Origin of the sequence: Robinsoniella peoriensis, from assembly GCF_000797495.1 — a bacterium.
Taxonomy (GTDB): domain Bacteria; phylum Bacillota; class Clostridia; order Lachnospirales; family Lachnospiraceae; genus Robinsoniella; species Robinsoniella peoriensis.
Map to the genome: position 1 here is coordinate 315,861 of NZ_JTGN01000008.1, position 20,405 is coordinate 336,265.

Annotated in this window: 26 protein-coding genes; 14 read left to right on the plus strand and 12 right to left on the minus strand. The window is 33.2% G+C overall.

Annotated features, from left to right (window positions below; all coding sequences use genetic code 11):
* Positions 1 to 94 precede the first annotated feature (94 nt).
* From QR40_RS18005 to QR40_RS18050, 9 genes are all read right to left on the minus strand, one after another.
* On the minus strand, positions 95 to 1,288 hold the full coding sequence (locus QR40_RS18005; RefSeq protein ID WP_044296241.1) for a metallophosphoesterase: 1,194 nt from the start codon (positions 1,286 to 1,288) through the stop codon (positions 95 to 97).
* A gap of 15 nt (positions 1,289 to 1,303) precedes the next feature.
* On the minus strand, positions 1,304 to 1,528 hold the full coding sequence (locus QR40_RS18010; protein ID WP_044296242.1) for a hypothetical protein: 225 nt from the start codon (positions 1,526 to 1,528) through the stop codon (positions 1,304 to 1,306).
* 222 nt (positions 1,529 to 1,750) lie between these two features.
* Positions 1,751 to 4,549: a hypothetical protein gene (locus QR40_RS18015; RefSeq protein WP_044296243.1), complete on the minus strand. Its 2,799-nt coding sequence runs from the start codon at positions 4,547 to 4,549 to the stop codon at positions 1,751 to 1,753.
* A gap of 114 nt (positions 4,550 to 4,663) precedes the next feature.
* On the minus strand, positions 4,664 to 4,987 hold the full coding sequence (locus tag QR40_RS18020; RefSeq protein WP_044296244.1) for a hypothetical protein: 324 nt from the start codon (positions 4,985 to 4,987) through the stop codon (positions 4,664 to 4,666).
* Between the two features lie 106 nt (positions 4,988 to 5,093).
* Positions 5,094 to 5,402 (minus strand): hypothetical protein, encoded by a 309-nt coding sequence (locus tag QR40_RS18025; RefSeq protein ID WP_044296245.1) that lies wholly within the window; start codon positions 5,400 to 5,402, stop codon positions 5,094 to 5,096.
* Positions 5,403 to 5,619: 217 nt separating this feature from the next.
* Positions 5,620 to 6,195 (minus strand): ORF6C domain-containing protein, encoded by a 576-nt coding sequence (locus tag QR40_RS18035; protein ID WP_044296247.1) that lies wholly within the window; start codon positions 6,193 to 6,195, stop codon positions 5,620 to 5,622.
* Positions 6,196 to 6,209: 14 nt separating this feature from the next.
* A complete protein-coding gene (locus QR40_RS18040) occupies positions 6,210 to 7,292 on the minus strand; it encodes a ParB N-terminal domain-containing protein (protein WP_044296248.1) in 1,083 nt (360 codons plus the stop codon).
* Between the two features lie 131 nt (positions 7,293 to 7,423).
* Positions 7,424 to 8,236, minus strand: a complete 813-nt coding sequence (locus tag QR40_RS18045) for a hypothetical protein (protein WP_044296249.1) — start codon at positions 8,234 to 8,236, stop codon at positions 7,424 to 7,426.
* 1,581 nt (positions 8,237 to 9,817) lie between these two features.
* Positions 9,818 to 10,048 (minus strand): hypothetical protein, encoded by a 231-nt coding sequence (locus QR40_RS18050; RefSeq protein ID WP_044296250.1) that lies wholly within the window; start codon positions 10,046 to 10,048, stop codon positions 9,818 to 9,820.
* Positions 10,049 to 10,321: 273 nt separating this feature from the next.
* Between QR40_RS18050 and QR40_RS18055 the strand changes: the two genes are divergently transcribed.
* Positions 10,322 to 10,654, plus strand: coding sequence for a hypothetical protein (locus QR40_RS18055; protein WP_044296251.1), 333 nt, complete (start codon positions 10,322 to 10,324; stop codon positions 10,652 to 10,654).
* Between the two features lie 186 nt (positions 10,655 to 10,840).
* On the opposite strand, the gene QR40_RS18060 is transcribed toward QR40_RS18055, so the two are convergent.
* Entirely contained in the window at positions 10,841 to 11,053 is a 213-nt protein-coding gene (locus QR40_RS18060; protein ID WP_044296252.1) for a hypothetical protein, read from the minus strand.
* A 281-nt stretch (positions 11,054 to 11,334) separates the two neighbouring features.
* Here QR40_RS18060 and QR40_RS18065 point away from each other — a divergent pair, with 281 nt between their 5' ends.
* Positions 11,335 to 11,610, plus strand: a complete 276-nt coding sequence (locus tag QR40_RS18065) for a hypothetical protein (protein ID WP_044296253.1) — start codon at positions 11,335 to 11,337, stop codon at positions 11,608 to 11,610.
* A 175-nt stretch (positions 11,611 to 11,785) separates the two neighbouring features.
* Here the strand turns inward: QR40_RS18065 and QR40_RS18070 are convergent, their stop codons facing one another.
* Entirely contained in the window at positions 11,786 to 12,019 is a 234-nt protein-coding gene (locus tag QR40_RS18070) for a hypothetical protein (protein WP_200889759.1), read from the minus strand.
* A 334-nt stretch (positions 12,020 to 12,353) separates the two neighbouring features.
* Here QR40_RS18070 and QR40_RS18075 point away from each other — a divergent pair, with 334 nt between their 5' ends.
* Positions 12,354 to 12,629: a hypothetical protein gene (locus tag QR40_RS18075; protein ID WP_044296254.1), complete on the plus strand. Its 276-nt coding sequence runs from the start codon at positions 12,354 to 12,356 to the stop codon at positions 12,627 to 12,629.
* Between the two features lie 34 nt (positions 12,630 to 12,663).
* The gene (locus QR40_RS31840) at positions 12,664 to 12,828 is read left to right on the plus strand and encodes a hypothetical protein (protein WP_160295831.1); all 165 of its coding nucleotides are present in this window, start codon (positions 12,664 to 12,666) and stop codon (positions 12,826 to 12,828) included.
* Positions 12,829 to 13,039: 211 nt separating this feature from the next.
* Here the strand turns inward: QR40_RS31840 and QR40_RS18080 are convergent, their stop codons facing one another.
* Complete coding sequence (locus QR40_RS18080) at positions 13,040 to 13,240, minus strand: hypothetical protein (protein WP_052430919.1); 201 nt, start codon at positions 13,238 to 13,240, stop codon at positions 13,040 to 13,042.
* 461 nt (positions 13,241 to 13,701) lie between these two features.
* Here QR40_RS18080 and QR40_RS18085 point away from each other — a divergent pair, with 461 nt between their 5' ends.
* The 10 genes from QR40_RS18085 (at position 13,702) to QR40_RS18120 (ending at position 20,355) form a co-directional block, all read left to right on the plus strand.
* Positions 13,702 to 13,890, plus strand: coding sequence for a helix-turn-helix domain-containing protein (locus tag QR40_RS18085; protein ID WP_152614242.1), 189 nt, complete (start codon positions 13,702 to 13,704; stop codon positions 13,888 to 13,890).
* Positions 13,891 to 14,301: 411 nt separating this feature from the next.
* Entirely contained in the window at positions 14,302 to 15,192 is an 891-nt protein-coding gene (locus tag QR40_RS30010; protein ID WP_242858557.1) for a hypothetical protein, read from the plus strand.
* Between the two features lie 64 nt (positions 15,193 to 15,256).
* Complete coding sequence (locus QR40_RS18095; RefSeq protein WP_044296257.1) at positions 15,257 to 16,018, plus strand: phage antirepressor N-terminal domain-containing protein; 762 nt, start codon at positions 15,257 to 15,259, stop codon at positions 16,016 to 16,018.
* 429 nt (positions 16,019 to 16,447) lie between these two features.
* Entirely contained in the window at positions 16,448 to 16,594 is a 147-nt protein-coding gene (locus QR40_RS31845; protein WP_160295832.1) for a hypothetical protein, read from the plus strand.
* Between the two features lie 45 nt (positions 16,595 to 16,639).
* The gene (locus QR40_RS31850; RefSeq protein ID WP_160295833.1) at positions 16,640 to 16,795 is read left to right on the plus strand and encodes a hypothetical protein; all 156 of its coding nucleotides are present in this window, start codon (positions 16,640 to 16,642) and stop codon (positions 16,793 to 16,795) included.
* A 22-nt stretch (positions 16,796 to 16,817) separates the two neighbouring features.
* Complete coding sequence (locus QR40_RS18100; RefSeq protein ID WP_044296258.1) at positions 16,818 to 17,150, plus strand: hypothetical protein; 333 nt, start codon at positions 16,818 to 16,820, stop codon at positions 17,148 to 17,150.
* A 22-nt stretch (positions 17,151 to 17,172) separates the two neighbouring features.
* Positions 17,173 to 17,517: a hypothetical protein gene (locus tag QR40_RS18105; RefSeq protein WP_044296260.1), complete on the plus strand. Its 345-nt coding sequence runs from the start codon at positions 17,173 to 17,175 to the stop codon at positions 17,515 to 17,517.
* On the plus strand, positions 17,514 to 17,756 hold the full coding sequence (locus QR40_RS18110) for a hypothetical protein (RefSeq protein WP_044296262.1): 243 nt from the start codon (positions 17,514 to 17,516) through the stop codon (positions 17,754 to 17,756). Before QR40_RS18105 ends, QR40_RS18110 begins: the two co-directional genes overlap by 4 nt.
* Positions 17,757 to 17,770: 14 nt before the next feature.
* On the plus strand, positions 17,771 to 18,088 hold the full coding sequence (locus QR40_RS18115; RefSeq protein ID WP_044296263.1) for a hypothetical protein: 318 nt from the start codon (positions 17,771 to 17,773) through the stop codon (positions 18,086 to 18,088).
* 203 nt (positions 18,089 to 18,291) lie between these two features.
* Positions 18,292 to 20,355 carry a hypothetical protein gene (locus tag QR40_RS18120; RefSeq protein WP_152614237.1) on the plus strand — a complete coding sequence of 688 codons (2,064 nt, stop codon included), beginning with the start codon at positions 18,292 to 18,294 and terminating at the stop codon, positions 20,353 to 20,355.
* The last annotated feature ends 50 nt before the right edge of the window (positions 20,356 to 20,405 follow it).

A 20,405-nucleotide genomic window follows, 5' to 3' on the forward strand; every position in this document is an offset into this window, starting at 1 on the left:
TTCTATAATATTATTAAGTAGGAGAGTAGTAGTTTTACTTACGGACTCTCCAGTATTCTTCGATTCGTGGTTAAAATATAGTATATTGCTATCCCTAATCAAGCTGTATATCGTATAAACAAACGAGACCTTTTTCGTCTAATACGGAAACTGTTTGTTCAGGTCTATTTGATTTGCGGATAGACATTGCATACTGATCGGTTCCTGAAACACATCCACTTTCAATAACTTTTGTATCGTATACAGTGGTCATACGATTAGCGTGTCTATGCCCTAGGAGCACTATTTGAGGTTTAATTCCAAACATCATAGTAAAATTCTGTACTACGTTTGCAGGATTATCTTTATGACCATGTGCGCTAAAAATATTGTTTCCCCTGATATTAAACATAGCAATTTCGGGTTCAATAGTATTATCACAAATATGTATATTTTCGATGTTTTGCAATCGTGCCTTTAAATAAAATGGTAAGAGGATGTCCATGTTTTCACCGTCTATAGAATCTTCCTTTTTGGCGACAACTCTGGAATGGTTGCCGGGTGTGATATACACGTTAATGTTGCAAAAATGATTTGCCAAATTAACCAACATAGCAGAGATAAGTTCAGATATGTATTTGAATTGCTCCATTAAATCCATATTGTTTTGCAATCTCAGATTATTATGGATTAGTCCACTTAATATTTCTCCGATAACAATATAACAATTCTCTGCATTGTGCTGGTTACGAATATTAAGGATATCTGACGTATATTTGTCAATTCTATCTTTCAAGATATTTTGGTTAAATACATTTTTCCAATTATCTATCTCAACTCCTGTATGTATATCGGTGAGGTGACACAGTAAATCTGTAGCGGAGCTAATAGGAGCGGAGTGAATTTGAACATCAATAGGCTCTGTATTAGTGCATATAATTCGCTTTACCATGTCAGAGTAAGATTCTTTTCTAGCTTCATCCCTTAAAAGCCGGTTATATTCCACACGCTCGTCAGATAATTTCTGTTTTTCCTTCTTAACTTCTTGTACAATACGTTTGTTTTCATTGATTATATTTTGCAACTGTTGATCCGCGGTACCTAACTCTGATTTGGCATCGTTATAGCCCTTTATGTAGTTTGTAGTCTTTTTTCTGTGAGCACTTTCATCCCAATTTACTCCAAATGCTTCATTGCAGAGTTTTCCAATCTCAATATTACTTAATCCATACAATTCCTTGTTTTTATATAGACGGATACGATATGCCTTTGGTGTTTCGTTTGGCTGCATAATAGATTGACTATTCATATGAATCCTCCTTACTTAATTCTCGGAGCTTGAAGGATTCATATTTTCTTCATTTTTGACGGTAACTGAAAGGTCTATAGCCTTACCTTTAAACATTGCTAGGCAATCAGAAATTTCTATATCTTTATCCTCTTTTAGTTCATTTTTATACGTAATTGTAGTTCCATTTTTTGATAGGACTCCCTTAACAGATACTTTATCTGTAACGGTTCTACTTATATTGAGTGTGCTTTTTGCCATTATGTAAATATCCTCCAATTTCTTTAAAATTCCTTTTGACAATTGATAAATTAAAATATAATGATAAAAGGAGAAGAGTATCTGTAAATTTGTTATCTCTCCATAAGCACCGCTACTCAATTTACAAAAAAACCAGTATTAACGCTGTTTTTTAGGTGTTTAAAAAAATTTTTTCGAAGTTTTTTTGCCATTTTTGCAATTTTTATCAAAATAATTCTTTTTTTATGCTACTGTAATTTTGTCGAAGTGATAACCAAATACATCAATTTTACCGCTTGGTAATTCCATAAATATGGAAATATGATCTTTACTTTGTTTTATAACATCAAAAAATGAGGTGTTTGGATAACCAAATAATATATTCATAATATTTCGTGACATTTTCTTGTATTCATCCGTATCAAGTAATGTTAGTAAATAAATCATTGAACTTTTACTGAATTTAAGCTTACCAATGTATTCCACACATTCTTGCCGTTCACTTGAAGAAAGTGAAAATTTTGATTCCTTATCTAGGGACTCATCAGCATAGATTGCTTTTATTTTTGAATTACATTGTTCAATCAAAGTCAGCACTCTGTCTACTTGATCATAATATACACTTTGTATATTATAATCACTCATATTAAGAATATCAGAAAACATAAAGTATCTTTTTTCTTTAGGTTTACCTGACTTATCAGTCTGGAACTGGCTTATAATCTTTTGAAGGTAATCCATAGATGTGTTGTGACGTTTATAATTTTTCTTTCTGGTATCATAAAATCCTTTTGTTTTTGCTAAGTGTCCAAAGAAATTAGGTTTTATCATTCGTCCTTTTTCATCTCGTAATATCCATTTATCCTTTATTTTCTGCATTTCCTTATATGTATCTGTCGTGTATTCTTTTTTTGCTTTATCAATTTCTATTCCAGACATTACATCTAGCTGGCAAATATCGTAATATAACTCTTTAATGTCATCATATGTTGAACCATTATTCATTTTGTCCCAAAGTATGGTATTAAGCTCTTGGGAAAGATTGATGATATCACCTATTTTATTATCAGATGTTTTGATATCCAGATCGGCTTTCTCTTCGCTGGTATATTTACGTTTTCTTTTTACTGCTGGGACATGGTTCACAGGTACTTTAAACAAATGATAATTCTTTCTTGCGGCATCAATCAAAATCTGGTTATCTGTCAGAAGTACTGTATCACTGTCAAAATCACATCCAGATAACCTATCCAAGACACTTTCTCCAATACTGTTAATACAAACTATTTCATGAGAAAGATTAAAATATTTGTCTATTTCTTCATTTGCTACATTCTGTGGTAACCATATATTACCGATCGTTACATGGGGGCTACGGCTGCCAAGCAATTGCATGCCATAAGCAAAACGCTTGCAATGTATATTTCCAATCCCAATTCTTGTAATACCGTCAAATGTGCCAATTGCATGCATCAACATTTCTACTGGATTACCTAGAAGAGTAGAATAGTTTCCGTTCACAAGTACATGTCCACATCTTAAATTTTTTACAAATGATTTTGTTAGATCGTTTTTAAAATCATCGTAGAGCTTTGTTTCTGAGAATCTCTCGTTTAAGCCCAATAACCGATACACAATATCATTTTTAGAGATAAGGGGTGATAACTCAAATTCAATATCTGAAGGATATTTAATATGATATCGTAATACAGCTGGGTCAGTTTTTAACATTTTTAGGTATGATAAGGTAGGTTTCATAAATATCCTCATGTCAGACTCACTCATTTGTAGTGTGTTTAAAAGCTGGTAATGAGTTTGAACCATTCGACCATCAAAAAAATGTGTGGGTTTTTCGTATTTTACTATGCCAAATAGTGATTCTATATTATTAAACCATTCCTGAACTGAAGCATATTTTAAATACTTGATGCTGCTGGGTGTTGTTATAATTTTTATATCTGATATTTTTTTTGCAACAGTGAAACCATTTAGTTGTGATACTTCTGTAATATTGTTGTTCTGAAACCATTTTTGTATATTACAGTTGAAGCAGGCACTTTTAAAAAATTTGTTCCGAAGGAGCAGCATACCACGAGAAGGATATTTTTCGAATAAGGAATTATCCATCAAGGATTGTCCATCCCAAATAGAGTTTTTTATAGTGACGGTCTGTTCATCAGTCTTAAGCCAATCATTCTCTAATCTTGTTTCAATTACATCCTCGGTAAATATGGATTCGTAATCATCAATGACTAAGAAATTCTCGGGATAAATTTCGATTGTGTCAATGATAGAAGAGAGCGGAAGGGATATTTGTGCCTCCAGACCTGCTAAATCCACTTCTTGCCCCTCCTTAATGGTTAATCCACACATTGCCCATTTAATCATTTTTTTATATAATCGTTCATCTATAAATAGACATTTCCCAACTCGTGCCGATCCACCAGACCTTTTATACCTAATATATTTTATTCCATCACAATAAAACCCTTTCTTATACAGCTCTTTTCTGAGGTTTTGAACTGTATTTAATGACTTTATATTTGGTTTTGCATGATATTGCCCATCTTCAAAGTAAAAGAATTTAGTCAGATAATTGGATGAAATTGGAGATTCTACATCCTGATTGATCTCTATCGCAATGAGTTCATCTCCATATATACATACATGGTCTGTAAAAACTATATCGTTTATGTTATATCCAAATTTGACATATGTATTTTTCTTTATCTTGTTATATATTTTGTTGCTATATTTAAAAGTTAGATTTATAACTTTTGTTGTATATTCATGTCCATTTTGTTCAAAACTGAAATTTGTATTTCGATAAACCTTCTCATATACTTCTCTAATCTTAAACAAATCTAGTGACTCATCCATTGTATTGATGAATTTTTTTGTATTTATATCCCCCTTTTTTTCACCATTCAAAAACCGTATATTGTAACCCAATGGTGTATTTGTGTCTTTATTGACATAATTATTTGAAATGAAAATATCTTTTGCATCAATAGATAATATATCAATTCCGTTATTTGGCAATATATATCCTCCCTCTGTGTTTAACCACTAATGATTGAAGTATCAAACTGAGCGGCAACTTCACATCACCGTAACTCTTTAGAAATTAGTATGATGAGTATCAATCCCGTCATCCTAACACCTCCCATTTTCAAGCAAAGAAAATCCTCTATCCAGTGCTTCCAGCTGCTCCTCATATCGATCTATGTAGTATTTAAAGTATCCCTCGGTAAGTTTGTTGGTTATACACCTTGCCATTTCCGATTTAACGTATTTTTGATCTGCCTGTAATTCTACGATACCACCAGCTTCATCTGGAGATTGGATCTCCGGACAATCAATATACATTTTCATTTCATACAGCCGTTTAATCTTATTCCAGTTTGCCATTGCTATTACCTCGAATCCATTCTGCAGATCAACGGAAATAGCCACCCCTAAATTTTTATATCTTAACATTGTTTCTCCTCCTTATAGTTAATACAGAAATTAGAAAGTTATTTACACAGTATACTTTTTATCGCTGAAGCAGTTCTAATTTGCTGTGCTTATGTTGTTATAAAGCTTACTGGGCAGAAGAGGCATCACAGGCTGTCTTTTCCTGCCACATTTTTCTAAATCGTTCACTTGCAGCTTTTCTCTGATCGTCAGACATCTCTCTATCCTTTTGCCGGTGGGAAATAAACCGTTTGGGGAATTTATAGCGTTTCCCATATTTTGTTTCTTCGATACACTGGTATTGTTCCGGATTATTCTTACAAAGTTTGTCCATCAGTGTGATTTCCGTGGAATCTGATGTATATTCGATGGCAAAATCTTGATCTCTCATAAAATTGATGCAAGTTTCTTGTTCTTCAATTGCTATTCCTGGCATATTATTTTCCTCCTGATTTGCTATTAGTTTTCTGGTTTCTATCGTTGAATCGCCATGCTTTCATTTGAGCATAGAGCCTATAATGATTTGGGTGATCCGTGTCAAAGTCTGCTAAGTAGATTTCTCCTGCGAAGCTTTTATGAAATTCTTCCCGTGATGGGATATGCAGTGTTATTTCAGTCATGTAGTGATTTTTCCTCCAAATTATTGTTTTGTCCTATACGCGGATGCCAAAGAACCGTTCATAGGCATTGAATTTTTTCTTGTTTTCTATTTCGCCATCTCGATATTGGTTATGTAATACTTCAATCGCCCAATCGTAATAACTCTGTGTGACTTCAAAATTGTTAATATATTTAAGCGCTTCAAGATATCTAGTAGGCGCTATATCTCCATAGGCACCGCAATCGAATAACTTTCGATATCCTTTGATCATTGCACCCTGGTAGAAGGATATGAGCAAAATATATTTATCGCCCTTGCTATCCCCTAGTAATTGTCTAAATCTCATATTTCTTGCTTTCCGAAGTGATTCCATTTCTGAACGAATCAGCCCGCGATCATTAACTGCATCTCTAACTTTAGTGTCTATTTCCACAGATACGGTCTCTACAACATCACGCTTTATGGCTTCTGTACTAGTCAATAATTCTTGCTTAACCTGTTCCCTTACTCCAGTAGCCACTTCTTCTATTAACCCTGAAACAGCTATATTTATTAATTCGTTTGATTTTGCTAAAGTGGCAGCAACTTTTTCTAATCTACTTACTCTGCCTTCAATCTTATTTTCCATAATATTCCAACTCCTTACATATCAATAATTTTTGATTCACAGTTAATAGTATCTAAAATTCTATCTGCCCATTTTTTGACAGATTTAATACATTTCTCATATTCAATACGAGTTGCATCAGGTATTTCATTAAAGCTTTCTGCCATATAATCATATGGAGCCATTTCTTTGACGAAGTTGAGCATTTTTAAGGTAATAGCACTACATTTGGAGATTAGTTGATAATTGGTACTTGTACCCATTGCAGCTGCTACTAACTTGTTTTCCTCTATGTATTTTTGATATAGCTTTGAATATTCGGTTGATTTTTTCTTTAACTCATCTTGCAGTGCTTTAATCTGGCTTAGTGTTTCAGGCCTGTCAACCTCTATTTCATGCGTAACAACCGTGGTTTTAGAGCTTTTCTGAACTAATTCACTGATCCGGTTCTTTAACCTTTGTTGCTCTTCAGTATTTTTAGAAATTTCTTGCTCAAAAATACTGATTTTAGAAGTAGTTTCCTTTAATTTTTTGTTTTCTGATTCTAAACGTTCTTTTTCAGCCTTGATTTTAATAAATGCTTTGTTTGTCGATATTTTGCCTTCATCCCAATCTGCAAAATCATCAGGGGTTAGTGATTCTTTATTATCAACTATGAATTTCTCTTTTTCATATTGTTTTCCTGATCCAATACCTAGTTTTTCGGCTACCATATCGCGAGTTTTGCCATCATAACATTGTGGAAAATTTTCCACGATGTCAGTTCTGCTTCCTTGCCTGTCTTTCGCTTTCAAGCTCTCAACTCTTTCCAATCTACGAGCATAATCAATTCTTTCAGCTTTACTAAAGTCTTTCCTGGTTTCATTTTCAGAAATCTCAAGATTCAGTGCATGTTCTGCATCTTTAACAGCCATAGGTCTAACTTCAATCTGCTTATAAGCAAGAAGCTGCATTGCCCGAAGCCTACGTTCTCCAGCAATTAACTCAAAGGTATCTGGCGTTACTACTGGCGGATTAATTAAGCCATTTTCTTTTATGTCATCAGCCAGCTCCTGGATGTTTCCAAAGTCTTTTCTAATTCTGTCACTAACTTTTATTTTGTTTATATCTAATAGCATTGATTTTTCCTTTCATGAATTACGTATTTGTTTTTCCTTTTTAATTTCTCAAAATGTTCCACTTGGTATATATTATTTATTATCGTGTGAAACAAGAAAAATAAAAATGCCATATAAAAATCTAATTATTATTATCTTTTTATAGTGACTATATGTGGCTTTGATAAAATCAGTTTTTTACCATATTCAAGTTCTTTTTCATAGAAGTACGTTTCATCTAAAATATATTCTCCATTACTGCCTATCTGGTATTTGTGCTTACTTGCAAAGATGGTGGGATCTGTATGCCAGTTTCCATTACCATCTTTGAATCTCGGCATATTGTGTTTTACGATCATATCCAGCTGACATAATATATCCACACATTTTGAGACAACGCGTTCTAATAGTCCGAGATCGTCTGCAATGTCTGCATAAAAATGATAGAATATTTCTGGGCATCTTTTCATTTCTAAAAGATCACCATATAATTCTTTTTTTCTAGTGCGAAAATTGCAGCGTAAATATGCAAGTACAAGCAATAGGGTGGCATGTGTTATGCGACTGTCCATGTTTAGCCGATATTTTTTACTGTAATCCCAAATTGATTCCAACTCAAAATCAAAGATTAATCCAAAATTGTTATTGGGATAAATCCAATCTCGATTTATTTTGGATACAAATCCAATTCCCTTTGAAAATTTATTACGATCAAACGGGGTTGTATTATCATTTGCTATGAAATCATTATGATACATCCATTCTAGTGTTGTTTTAAATTTGTCATTGATAGCGCCAGGATCTCTCTTGGGTTTGAATCCACACCATGTTATTAAGTAATTACAGTAATATAGTGCAATATCATTTAAGCCGGCATGTAATGCAAAATATGAGAAACATATAGCCCGCTTATCGCCACATTCTGTAGCATAGATGATTTTGCGTGGAATTTTTATTATACTCATATTTAGGTTGTTATTCCTCCTTTTTTTAAATCACAGGGACGTTTAGGCGTCCCCCTGTTTGGGTAAAAAACATCAATCACAGGGACGCCCAGCGTCGACATATGGACATTCCTTATTTAAACAGACATATATAATTAAACAGACTAAATACTTTTATTCACTACGTTCATAAAAGTATTTTCTTCGCTTGCGCTCAATTCCCAGTGTCAGAATGGATGGTATACATCTTATTTTGGCATATTATTTATTATCTGTTGGAAAATAAAAAAATAATATCATTCCGATAACGTTAAGTTAATACGATATTTATTATCTGTTTGTGAATGATTGCTTTTAGTCTAACATAGATGTTTTTACTTGTCAAGATATTATTTATTTTCATTTGAAAGAAGATTGGAGTTCGATAGGATCAATTTGTATGCATGTTTTTTATAGGTATTTCGTGACATTTTTTGTTTCTATATTATGGACTGGAAATGTGCAAATGGGTGATTTTGAGATAGTTCGATGTTTTGGCTGTAAAATACCGGGCTTTTTTGGGTGAAATTAAGTGAATATCCATAATTTGGATGGAGTTTAAGATATGTAAATTTGAGAATTCGTGACAATTGCTGACTCTTATCGAAGAGGCTTTCGAACTGATTTGGGAGTTTTTTGTGGTATTGGATGTTGGTGACGTGTGGATAGAACACATACCATACATCACATAAAATACATGTGATATTGAAATGTAAACCATCCCCCCCTACTAACATATCACATAAAAACAATATGATACTTAGTATAAGTTGAAAAAACCTTATAATTTCTGACTAATTTTGATTTATAGGAAAAATCAAAATGGATATCATACATATAGCACGGATAAAATACAACGTAGTATAATTTGTGATATTGGAAAGGGTGAACATAATGAACAGTAACCTAGTCTGCATATAGTAAAAAATGACAACAATTTAATGATGATCAAATTTACCGACTTCGGGGTTATCGAACTCGGCATCGAACTCATATAAATTCTGTTCTACTCCAATAGAATAGATTAGATGCATATCAAATATTCCACTCCGATAAAATACATATCAAATCATGCGAAAACACAAGATATTCCATTCTACTGCAATAGAATTAGATGCATATCGAATACATTACACTAAGATAGAATAGTAATTACTTACCAGATTTTTCGATTCTGAGTTACGAAACTTTTTTGGTAAATAAATATTGACAAACGAATTTATCGGGTGTATAGTAATCTTACGAAGCAGAACAAACATTCGCACCAAGTAGTTTCTGACAAAAATATATGTGCGCTGATAACATACAAAAAAATAACTCATACCAAAAAGGAACCATTAGATTGCCGTCCAATGATTCCTGGGAATACTGAAAAGTTTGTAACTTTCAATACCTATCACAACAGTATTGTATCACTGCTTTTCTGTAATGTCAATTTCTTGACATGAATTCCCATAAACAAATTACACATTAAGCAATATAAGGCGCATATGGCTATTTGGTTCCATCCTATATAAATAAGTCGATTACACTGTAATGATGGCATTAAACGGCATATAACGCTCACATATCCACATCTTTGTCTGACTGGGGATATGGTATTTCTTTACTGTCAAGATCAGATTTGATCAACTGTTTGATATAGCTGTTGGCGGATTGATCTGTGCTTTCCAGGTATTGCTTAAGTCGCTGACCTTCTATGATATCGGTACCTGGTTTATAGCTTGCCGCGACAGTAATTGTTTTTTCATTATATTTTTTCTGTGCTCTTTTTTCAGCTTCAGATAGTGGCATAGTAGTTTCCTCCTTATAAGGCAGTATTATAACATGGTTAATGTAAATACTTCTATTGGTAACTATGCATATTAGATAAATGGGTTAACCTATAAATAACACACAATAGTGAACATTGCTACAATTTTAAAATTATAGATAAACCCATGGTATAGTTAATACAAGCTAAAGGACGGACAACGACCCAATAGCTACCGCACCTTGATAATTGAATAGACTTTACACTCTCCATATGTTACAATGCATACATATAAGCACAGGAGGTTGACTAGTATGACAGATAGTGAAAAACTTGATATACTGGTTTCAGGGTTTAATGAATTAAAATCTGAACTTAAGGACGCAAAATCTGATATTAAGGATATAAAAAGGGATACGGCTTTGTTAAGACAAAAAGTGACGGCTCTTGAAATGACTATAGAAAATGAAACAAACAAAAACATCATGGTGGTTGCAGAGGGGCATGTTGACCTGGCAAGAAAACTAAACGAATGTATCAGATTATCTAATCAAGTTAATGACAATATGGAGTTACACAAAATATACATTAATAAACATGAGTCTGATATTAATAAGTTGATACAGCAAATAGCAATTAAATCATAATATTTAATAAATAACATAGAGAGTGTAAAGCCTATACAATTATTAAGGGCTTTGCACTCTTTTTAAATTTGAAATAAACAATGTAGGTCAGATCCGTTGTAATGAAATTGTTTACAAGACACACCAGTTGTGTTTTGGTTCATTACATTCTATAATTTTAAACAGCTTAAAATGGCGAACAGCAGATTACACACCTTTGTCTGGCTGTGGGTATGGTATCTCCTTACTGTCCAGGTCAGCCTTAATCAAGGCTTTAATATAGCTGTTGGCGGATTGGTTAGTATCTGTTAAATACTTCCGGAAACGTGCTGTTTCTTCGGTTTCGGATGGCACAAATTTAATACTAAAACGGTAACATTTATCATTGTAATCTTTTTGACTTTTAGGGCTATATGACATAAGCGGTACCTCCATGATATGCAGTATTATAGTGTATATTATAATATGATTAAAGTCAATTAAGCAATTGGTGATTGTGTATAATTGACAATAGACACACCTATGGTAATAGTATTATATATGCACAATTCCAATATAGACAAATGGTCACACCTATGATATAATTATCTCAAGTTAAAGGACAGGCAACAAACCAATAGCTACCGTACTTTGATAATTGAATAGACTTTACACTCTCCATATGTTATACTAGTACATACTAAATGTAAGGAGTGATGAGCATGACGGATAATGAACTTTTGTCAGCTATTGGTAACATTTTCGACAAAAAACTTGAACCAATAAATGAACGGTTAAATGTTATCGAAAAAAAAGTAACATCGCTAGAGGTTACACTTGAAAATGAAACTAATCGAAATATAAAAGTTATTGCTGAGGGACACCTTGATCTATCCCGTAAATTAAATGAGGCAGTTAGAATTGCCAGCGATATAAAAGCAAAGCAAGAAATACAAGACATCTATTTGAACACACATGAGACGAAACTAAAAATATAATCTAACATATATAAGAGTGTAAAGCCTATTCAATTGTTAAGGGCTTTGCACTCTTTTTAATTAAAATAAACATTGCTATTAGACTCCGTTGTTTTAAAATGGTTTTTACACCAGTTGTGTTTGGGTTAATTATAAGCTCACATAATTTAAACATCTTAATACGGCAAACAGCAGCTTACACGTCTTTGTCTGACTGGGGGTATGGTATTTCTTTACTATCCAGATCATTCTTGATCAATTCTTTAATGTAGCGTTGCATTGACATTTTATTGCTATCGGTATAGTTTACTATGCGTTGATATTCATCAATTGAATTTTGGGTAAATTTTAGTTGGATATATTTGCTTTTCTTATTATAGGTATTTATAGCTTTAAGCATTGACGGGCTTGTTTTTGGTTTATTATCCATATTGTAACCACTCCTTATAATTGGTGTATTAGTTATCTACGATATGGTACCTGATAACAATATCATTATAGCACACCAAAAGTCAATGACGCTATGGGGCATTATAAATAATTGATAATAAGCACCACCTATACACTGTTGTGAATTATGCATAATTAACAAAGATAAAATATATAAGCAACACCTATTGACATATAAGCACCACCTATGGTATAGTTATCTCAAGCTAAAGGACGGGCAATAACCCAATAGCTACCGCACTTTGATAATTGAATAGACTTTACACTCTCCATATGTTACAATATATCCATATAGTATAAGGAGGTTGACAAGTATGACCATTGATGAAAAACTTGATCTACTAATTTCCGGGTTTAATGAATTAAAAGCTGAAAATAAAGATATAAGATCTGAACTTAAGGAAATGACTGAAAAGATGGAATTAATAGACCTAAAACAGGACTTGACGCATAAAAAACTTGATAATCTAACATTGGACGTCAAAGTGTCCGAGCGTGCGATAAAGAAAGATATTAGACTTTTACAGGATGCACAGGATACCCTGATAGAAGTACTTGAACAAAAAAACATTTTACCTAGCGTAAAATAACAATCTAATATATAAGCACAGGAGATTAACAAGTATGACCGCTGAAGACAAACTTGATTTAATTCTTAAAAAACTGTCTACAATTGAGGCAGATATAAACGAAGTAAAAAAAATGCAAGAAATAACCCTGGACAAGGTTGAAAGAGTCCACGGAATCCTTGATAAGCACGCAAAAGATATTACAAAACGTACTGCATAAATTATAAACATAAAAGAGTGTAAAGCCTATTCAATTATTCAGGGCTTTGCACTTTTTTATTTGAAACTAGACATTGTGGGGTTAGATTCAACTGTAAAGAAATCACCACTAGGTTACCCTTACCGTGACTTGTTTACAATATGCCAACCTTCGCCATCTAAGAGAGCATGTGCGCGACTTATATCTTTATGTTTAGACATTTGTCATTCCCTCATATTTTATCAACAATGTTATAGGTAATTTCTTTATTGATGGCGGACAACAGATAATTTGCATCTTCAATATTAAATTGTTTTTTATCCAATATTTGATTGACACGCTGTCTTGAGATACCTAAAGTAGTTGCAATATCAACCTTTTTAATTCGATTATGGTAAATATAGTTGTCTACAAATTGGGCTAACTTATTCATGATCCACCTTCTTTCTGAATGTATAAAGTATTATATCATATCAGATTGTAGCGCAAAAGTAAATACAATATTATTCTAAAAAGTATATACAAATACTTGACATGTATCGTAAAACAAGATACAATATATTCAGATAAGGGAAAGCGATCAATCACTAGTCCAATTCATCACATGATAACTTATCTTTCTACTGGTGGAGACTCCAGTTAAAATTTATACGGATAAACAAAAAAATGCTTCCCGATTACCAGTCAGGAAGCCAGAGAACACAAGGATCTGTGCTCACTCATATTCGCAATTTGAGTATATCACATTTCTAAACAGCGTTCTAGACTGAACGTGTGTTCTTGCGAACCTTGAAAAGTGAATAAAAGTGTATTAGATAAATCTAATAAAATATGGTATAATCATTCTGAAAGTGGGGTGATTAAGTGACACTTACTATACAGCAAAAAATAGATATGGCATGTAAAGTTGTTGGTATTTCAAAAACAGAGCTTGCCAAAAGGATGGGGAGTTCTCAATCTGCCTTTTCCCAGAGATATAAAACGGGTAAATTTTCAGATGATGATTTTATAGCTATGGCTAAAGCACTAGGGGCTGAATATTTTTCGGGTTTTAAGTTTCCAGACGGGCGAGAGATAAAGTAGAAAAACCTAATAAAATATTAGAAAAACCTATTGACAGATCTATAAAGAAGTGATATATTATATACAACAAAAGGAAATAAGAAAAGCCGGTTACACCGACCAAAGTAGTTACCGACTTTTCACCATAGTACTTCAAAAGCACTGACATTATTCTAATACATTTTTATTCGCTTTTCAAGTGCATTCGCGCAAATTTTCCCGATGTTATTTAAGCAACAATTATGTTGATCCTTGAAAATTAAATAGTTGTCACCGTGAACTATACGAATCATCTACCTAGCCAACAAGTGGATAGTGCCACAGGGAGTGATAAGAATACCTGGAAGCAAAAGCGAATAAAGCGAGAAAGCAGCCAGTGGAATCATAACGGAAGGACAATGTCAAAATATAAAATAAGAAAGGAAAATATTATTGAAAGAAATAGATTTAATAAATAATGAAGATTTGCGGAATCAGTGCATTGATCATTATGAGGTACTGGAAAAGGTAAAAGAGTTGCTTCTTATTCCGGGTACTGATTTCATGAGCGTTAAACAAGTGGCTGATTATTATGAGGTCGGAGAATCTAGCATAAGAATGCTATATGCAGACAAAACTCACAAAAAAGAGTTTGACAGCGACGGTGTTTGCCTTAAAAGTTACAAAGATTTTCTAAAGTCAAGTAAGTTGACATTAGAAATGAAAAAGGGCAAAGCTGTGTTTAGTGATGGGGATGAATTGTTTGAAGTGCCAATGAGAGGGATAAGAGTATTCCCGCGCCGTGCAATTCTCCGCATAGGAATGCTGCTGAGAGATTCAGAGATTGCAAAAGAGGTCAGAACGGCTCTACTAAATATAGAAGAAAAGACTTCAGACGAAACCAAAATTGCAGACATCACCGAAGAACAGCAACTTGCTTTATCCGTTGGCATGGCTTACGCAAGCGGGAATCCGGACGCAATCATAATGGCAACTGGTAAAATGATGGATTTCAAGAACAGACACATAAACACTCTTGAACAGGACAACAAAGCATTAGCTGGTGAAATCCTGGAATGGAAAGACAGAAGTAAGCTGAACGCGGGAATAAGAAAGCTGTCAGCGGTCACACGAGTTCCATTTAAAGATCTATGGGTTAAGCTTTACAAGAACCTGCAATATAAATATGGTATTGATCTAAAGAGTCGTAACGGTGGCAAAAAGCCGTACATTGCGAACATTAAGGAAGAAGAGTGGGACAAGGTTCTAAAGTCTTTCAGTGCAATGTGTAAAGCCTATGGACAATCACCGGCAAATATGTTTCAGCAAACGTTATCGGTTTAAGTGAATCCCGCTACTTAGATTACATAAATAAGAGAACAACGAGAAATTGAAAGGAATGAAAAATATGGAAAATGAAACTAAAGAAATTCGATTTTATAATGATACTCTTTTAGGAGTGAAAACAGAAGATGGAAGAATTTGGCTTGCAATCTCACATAGTTGTAAACAAATTGGTTTTGATGAAAGAAGAACTAAACAACAAGGCGAAAAAATAAGGTCGGACAAAATTTTATCTAAAGGGGTCGGAAAATTCGGACTCCTCACGAATGGTGGTAAACAAGAAGTATATTGTTTAGAAGAACGTTTCGTGCCTTTATGGTTAGCAAAAATTACGCTTACAAAGAAAATGCAAGAAGATATACCTGATGTATTTGATAAATTGGAAAAATACCAATTGGAAGCTGCAGGCGTGTTACACAAGGCGTTTTACGAGACGGAGGAACAGAAAGAGCAATTTCACGAAAGGTTTGATCTTCAGGGGGAAATAGTTGATATGAAAGAAACTCTAAAGATTCAAACTATACAGATCAATTCAATGGAAACAATCATTGAAAAACAAAGTGAGAAAATGGAGTCGTTAATCGATAACATGACACTGTCCACCCGGCAGCAAGAAAAAATCCTGAGAGCCGGTAGAGAACGCGTAAACCTTTTACTCGGCGGTGCTCATTCTACGGAATACAAGAAAAAGGCAAGAACATACCTCGCTAACCTATGGAACAATCTAAAAGCGGATTTACATTGTGGCAGCAGCTACAAAGATCTGAATCCCAAAGATTTTAACATAGCATTGGATTACATAGGAGGTTGGGAATATAACGATTAACTAGGAGCGCTGATAGGCTCTTTTTTTATTGCTTACCATGCAGGCGAATAAATAACCCGGACAGCTGGGTACAAGTAGGATATACGCGAACGCACAGAGCATAAAACAAAGGCAAGAAATAAATGTTTCGCTTGTATGATTAGGTAATAAAAACAATTGTTAAGGAAATATAAAAGCACCTAGTTTTCACCAGATGCTTTTTAGAAAATAAAACTTTTTAGTATATATCAGCAAGCCCAATATATACACATAGAATATTTATATACATTAGTATATGTTATTTATATCTTTGTTATACTGTAGTATATGCTATTTGTCAATAAAAAGTTCTAACATTGCTTGATTTATTTAAAATAAATCTTCTGATCACCGCACCCGGTCGGGAAATACCGGGGACATAAAAATAATTGTTTCAAGGGAGGAATAGAAATGATTGGCAAATTGACAAAAGAAAGCGTTGAATTATTGTTAGAATCAATTATAGATGCCGTAGAATCAACAGACGATAGAGAAATACAATTTGAAATGGTAAAGACTATTTTGGAAGGTGAAGGAATTGTGGAAATAATATCATAAACATAAAGAACCAATAAAATGAATCTTTAATAAGGGGGAATATATATGATATGTATGACAGTAAATTACATGGAGCAAGTAATAGAAACAAACAGCGACAGCGGAAAAGAAACCCGTATGGAAATCACACATGTGGATTCGGATGACTTTGAAAATCTGATAGTTAAGCTGCAGAAAATCATGGTTACTGATCAGTTGTAATTTTGGAAAAGGGGGACATAATATGGAATTTGAAAAGGCAACATATAGCTATAAAGCTATAGAGGAATGTATAACGGCAATCAAAAATCTATCTTTTACAATAAAATACAGATCGCAACATGGTTCATACCTGTTTGAAGTTAAAAGAGTATATGATCTTTGTTACGACAAAACAAAATGTATGTTGTTTGATACAGATTATAGCCCGTGGAAAGACTATTTGACAGCTTGGAACCAGAAATGTACAAAGAAAGACCTAGATGCTAGCCTTAGAAGGGCAATAAATTATCTTCAATATGAAATTTTAGCAATAAAGGCAAGTATGGCTTGCGGAGAAGTTAACAGTATAGAATAAAAATTCAAAAGGAGTGATAATCATGAAGAATAAAAAATATACAGTAGCAATATTAATACTAGCCGTAATAGCGCTCATTATTTTATCATCATTTCCAGTCCAGGCAAAGAAAAGCAATACAAGGACTACCACTGGAAGGTACTATGATTACATGACAATCGTAACAAAGGACGGACACGAATGGTCGCTTTCAGACAAGCAATCAAAGAGAAACCCGTATATGAGATGGGATAAAATACATAAAGTGTACAAGGGAAAGTTCAAAAATGGGCAGAAAGTTAAAGACGTAATCTATACTAGCAAAACTAAAAAGAAATCTGTTGATCGGATTATTTCAGTCAGAATAGCAAAGGTGAAACACTCATGACAAATGAAGAGAAAAAGAAATGTGAGAAATTAATGGAATATGGGATTCGGATAGGGAAAGAATCTCAAGAAGAATACGCTTTATATGAAGAGTATGTAAAGCAGAATGAAGAAGTGAAAGCTGCTTTAGAACAGAGAAAAGCAGACCAGCATTATGGGGAAATAGTGGGGATAGGGCAAGTTCTCGCTTCACTGGGTTTTCAACATGAAAAAATGAAACAACTTTACAAATTGATATAAGGGAGAAAAGAAAAATGGACATAGCAGCAGAATACGATTACTATACATTGGATCAAGCCAGGGAGATCTTGCAGCAACAGCGCCATCATGAGTGGTTAGTTACCCAGAAGAAACTTCAAAGAATTAAAAGAAAGCAAAGGCAGCGTAAAATATATTATGCAAAACAAAAACTATTAGCAGCATTAGTTCTTTTCATCGGGCTAGTGGCTGCTATTTTATTACCCGGAACAGAGGGGTTGACCTTGGCTGCATTCTTATGGATCATGGGCATTCCCTTTTTGCACAGTAAGAAAAAATGGCTTGTTAATGAATACGGGGAAGAATGCAAATAACTCATTTTTTATGTCGATCTAAGATATGGCTTTGCCTTGTTACTTATTGTGCATAAATTACTAATAAATATAATAATATTTAATTAATTATTAAATTTTATAATTCGTGTGTGACTTTAAAAATTTGAGGGAATGCTCATAATAAATGGCTGAATTAATGAGAGGAGTGTGATATAATGTTACAAAAGCAGGGAGGAATCGACATGAACAATAAAAATGCGCTTATTGCGTTAGCATATATAAAGGAAAGTCCTAATCCACTAACTGTATTTTGTAATTATATAATTATTTGCCTCAATAAAGGAAAAAATTATAAATTGAGACATGATGAGATTGCGAAAGACATTGAAAAAGAATTTGGGCTTAAAATGCCGCATCATATGATTAAAATGTGTTGTCGTATATTATGTAATGAAAAAAGGATTGTTAGATTACAGAATGGTGCGGGTTATGAATTAAAAGATTTTTCTTTTGATATGAATGAATTTGATATGAAACGAGATGCATTCATGAATAAGGAAAAATTGCTTATAAATGGTCTTATGTCATATGCTGAGGATTATAATCGTAAGTGGACTTACGATGAAACTAGAGAATATTTGACTAATTTTTTGGTTATGCAGGGAAATGCAGCAAATATATTTGAAAAAAGGAATATGAAAAGCATTGAATCCGAAAAGTTTGTACCTCCTGAATGGTACATTGGTAAATATGTTTCAGAATTATTAGAAAATAATAACGATGAAAGAACTAAATATTTATCGGATATAATTAACGGACTAATGATATATATAGGTGTATATGAAACGCAGGACTATACACAGGATAGAGAACAAAAGTTTAAGGGAACAACTTTTTTTGTTGACACTAAATTACTTTTGCGCCTAATGGGGTATTCATGGAAATTAGAAGTAGAGTCTGCTCAGGAATTTGCAAATCTTATCGAAAAAGAATATGGCGGGAATATATGTGTATTTGAACATACTATTGGAGAAGTAGAGTCGGCATTATATAATGCAGCGGAAAGTCTGAAACGTAGAGAAGAAATTTATGACTATGAATTAAGAATATATAGCACGCTTAATGAGTGCAACGAATTTGATTTTAAAATATTTGCGCAGACAGTACGTCAAACTATCACAGATAAATTACATTTTAAAATCCAGGATATAACGGATTGGAGCCAAGACTCGAGTCGTACAAATCATCTTGACAATACAAAATTGAAAGAATTTATAAAAAGTAGACATCCAATGTGGAAAGACAGAGCTATAGATAATGATGTAAAGACAATAAATTATATTAATATTTTACGCAAAGGTGATTATTCTGCGAAATACGGAGGAAAAAGAAAACTTCCGGTATTTATTACTTCAAATACTCCATTGGTTTGGGATGTAAGAGAATATATTCAGATACATGGAGATGAAGATAAAGGAGTTGCAGGTTGGAAGGTAAATGCACTTCCAATCATATCAGATAATATGTTAATGTGTAGATTATGGGTTCCCAAAGCGCAGAATTTGTCATCTTTACCTACTATGACTTTGGCACGAAATGCTTATGCTGCTCAACAAACGAACTCAGTTTTTTTTGATAAAATGAAAAGAACTGCTAAGGAATTACAAAAAAAACATCCTAATATTGATGTTATAGATATTTCTGATATTAGACGAGAAAAGCTAGAGGAGATTTTAGTAAAAAAAGTTGCAGGTGATTTAGAGGAAATTACGACTGAGGTTCTAGCAATAACAATTGATGAATTAGTAACTTTTGAAGCAGAGAAACTTAATAAGGATATGGAGAACTGGAAGGAGCAGAATAGTAGCAAGACAGTTATCATTCAAAGGCAAAAAGAGCAAATTATTAGATCAGCTGTTCAAAGATATAAAGATAAAATAGGAACAGGCAAATTGCTGATACAAGGGGCTGAATTGTTTTGGCTTTGGGGTGTGCTGATTTTTGGGATTTTAGCACTTGCATTACCAAAACTAAAAGGAGTATCAATGCTAAAGGATTTGCCATATTTTGGATTGGGTTATATAGTACTATATTTATTAATAAAGATTGTTGAAAAGATATTTTATAAACAGAGTGTTAATCAGAAAATTATCGAAAAAGTTGTGATGTACGTATGGGGTAAATATTCAAAACGTGTAAAGTTTACATTAGTAGGGTTAGAAGTGGATTATACAAATGAAATATTACAAGCTTGTATTGAAGAAACCCCCTTGTTTTTTTATTATCAGAAATATTGCAACATATAATTATGAGACATGGTTCGTGTTGTGATGTTTAATTTGAGAATAAAAACTAT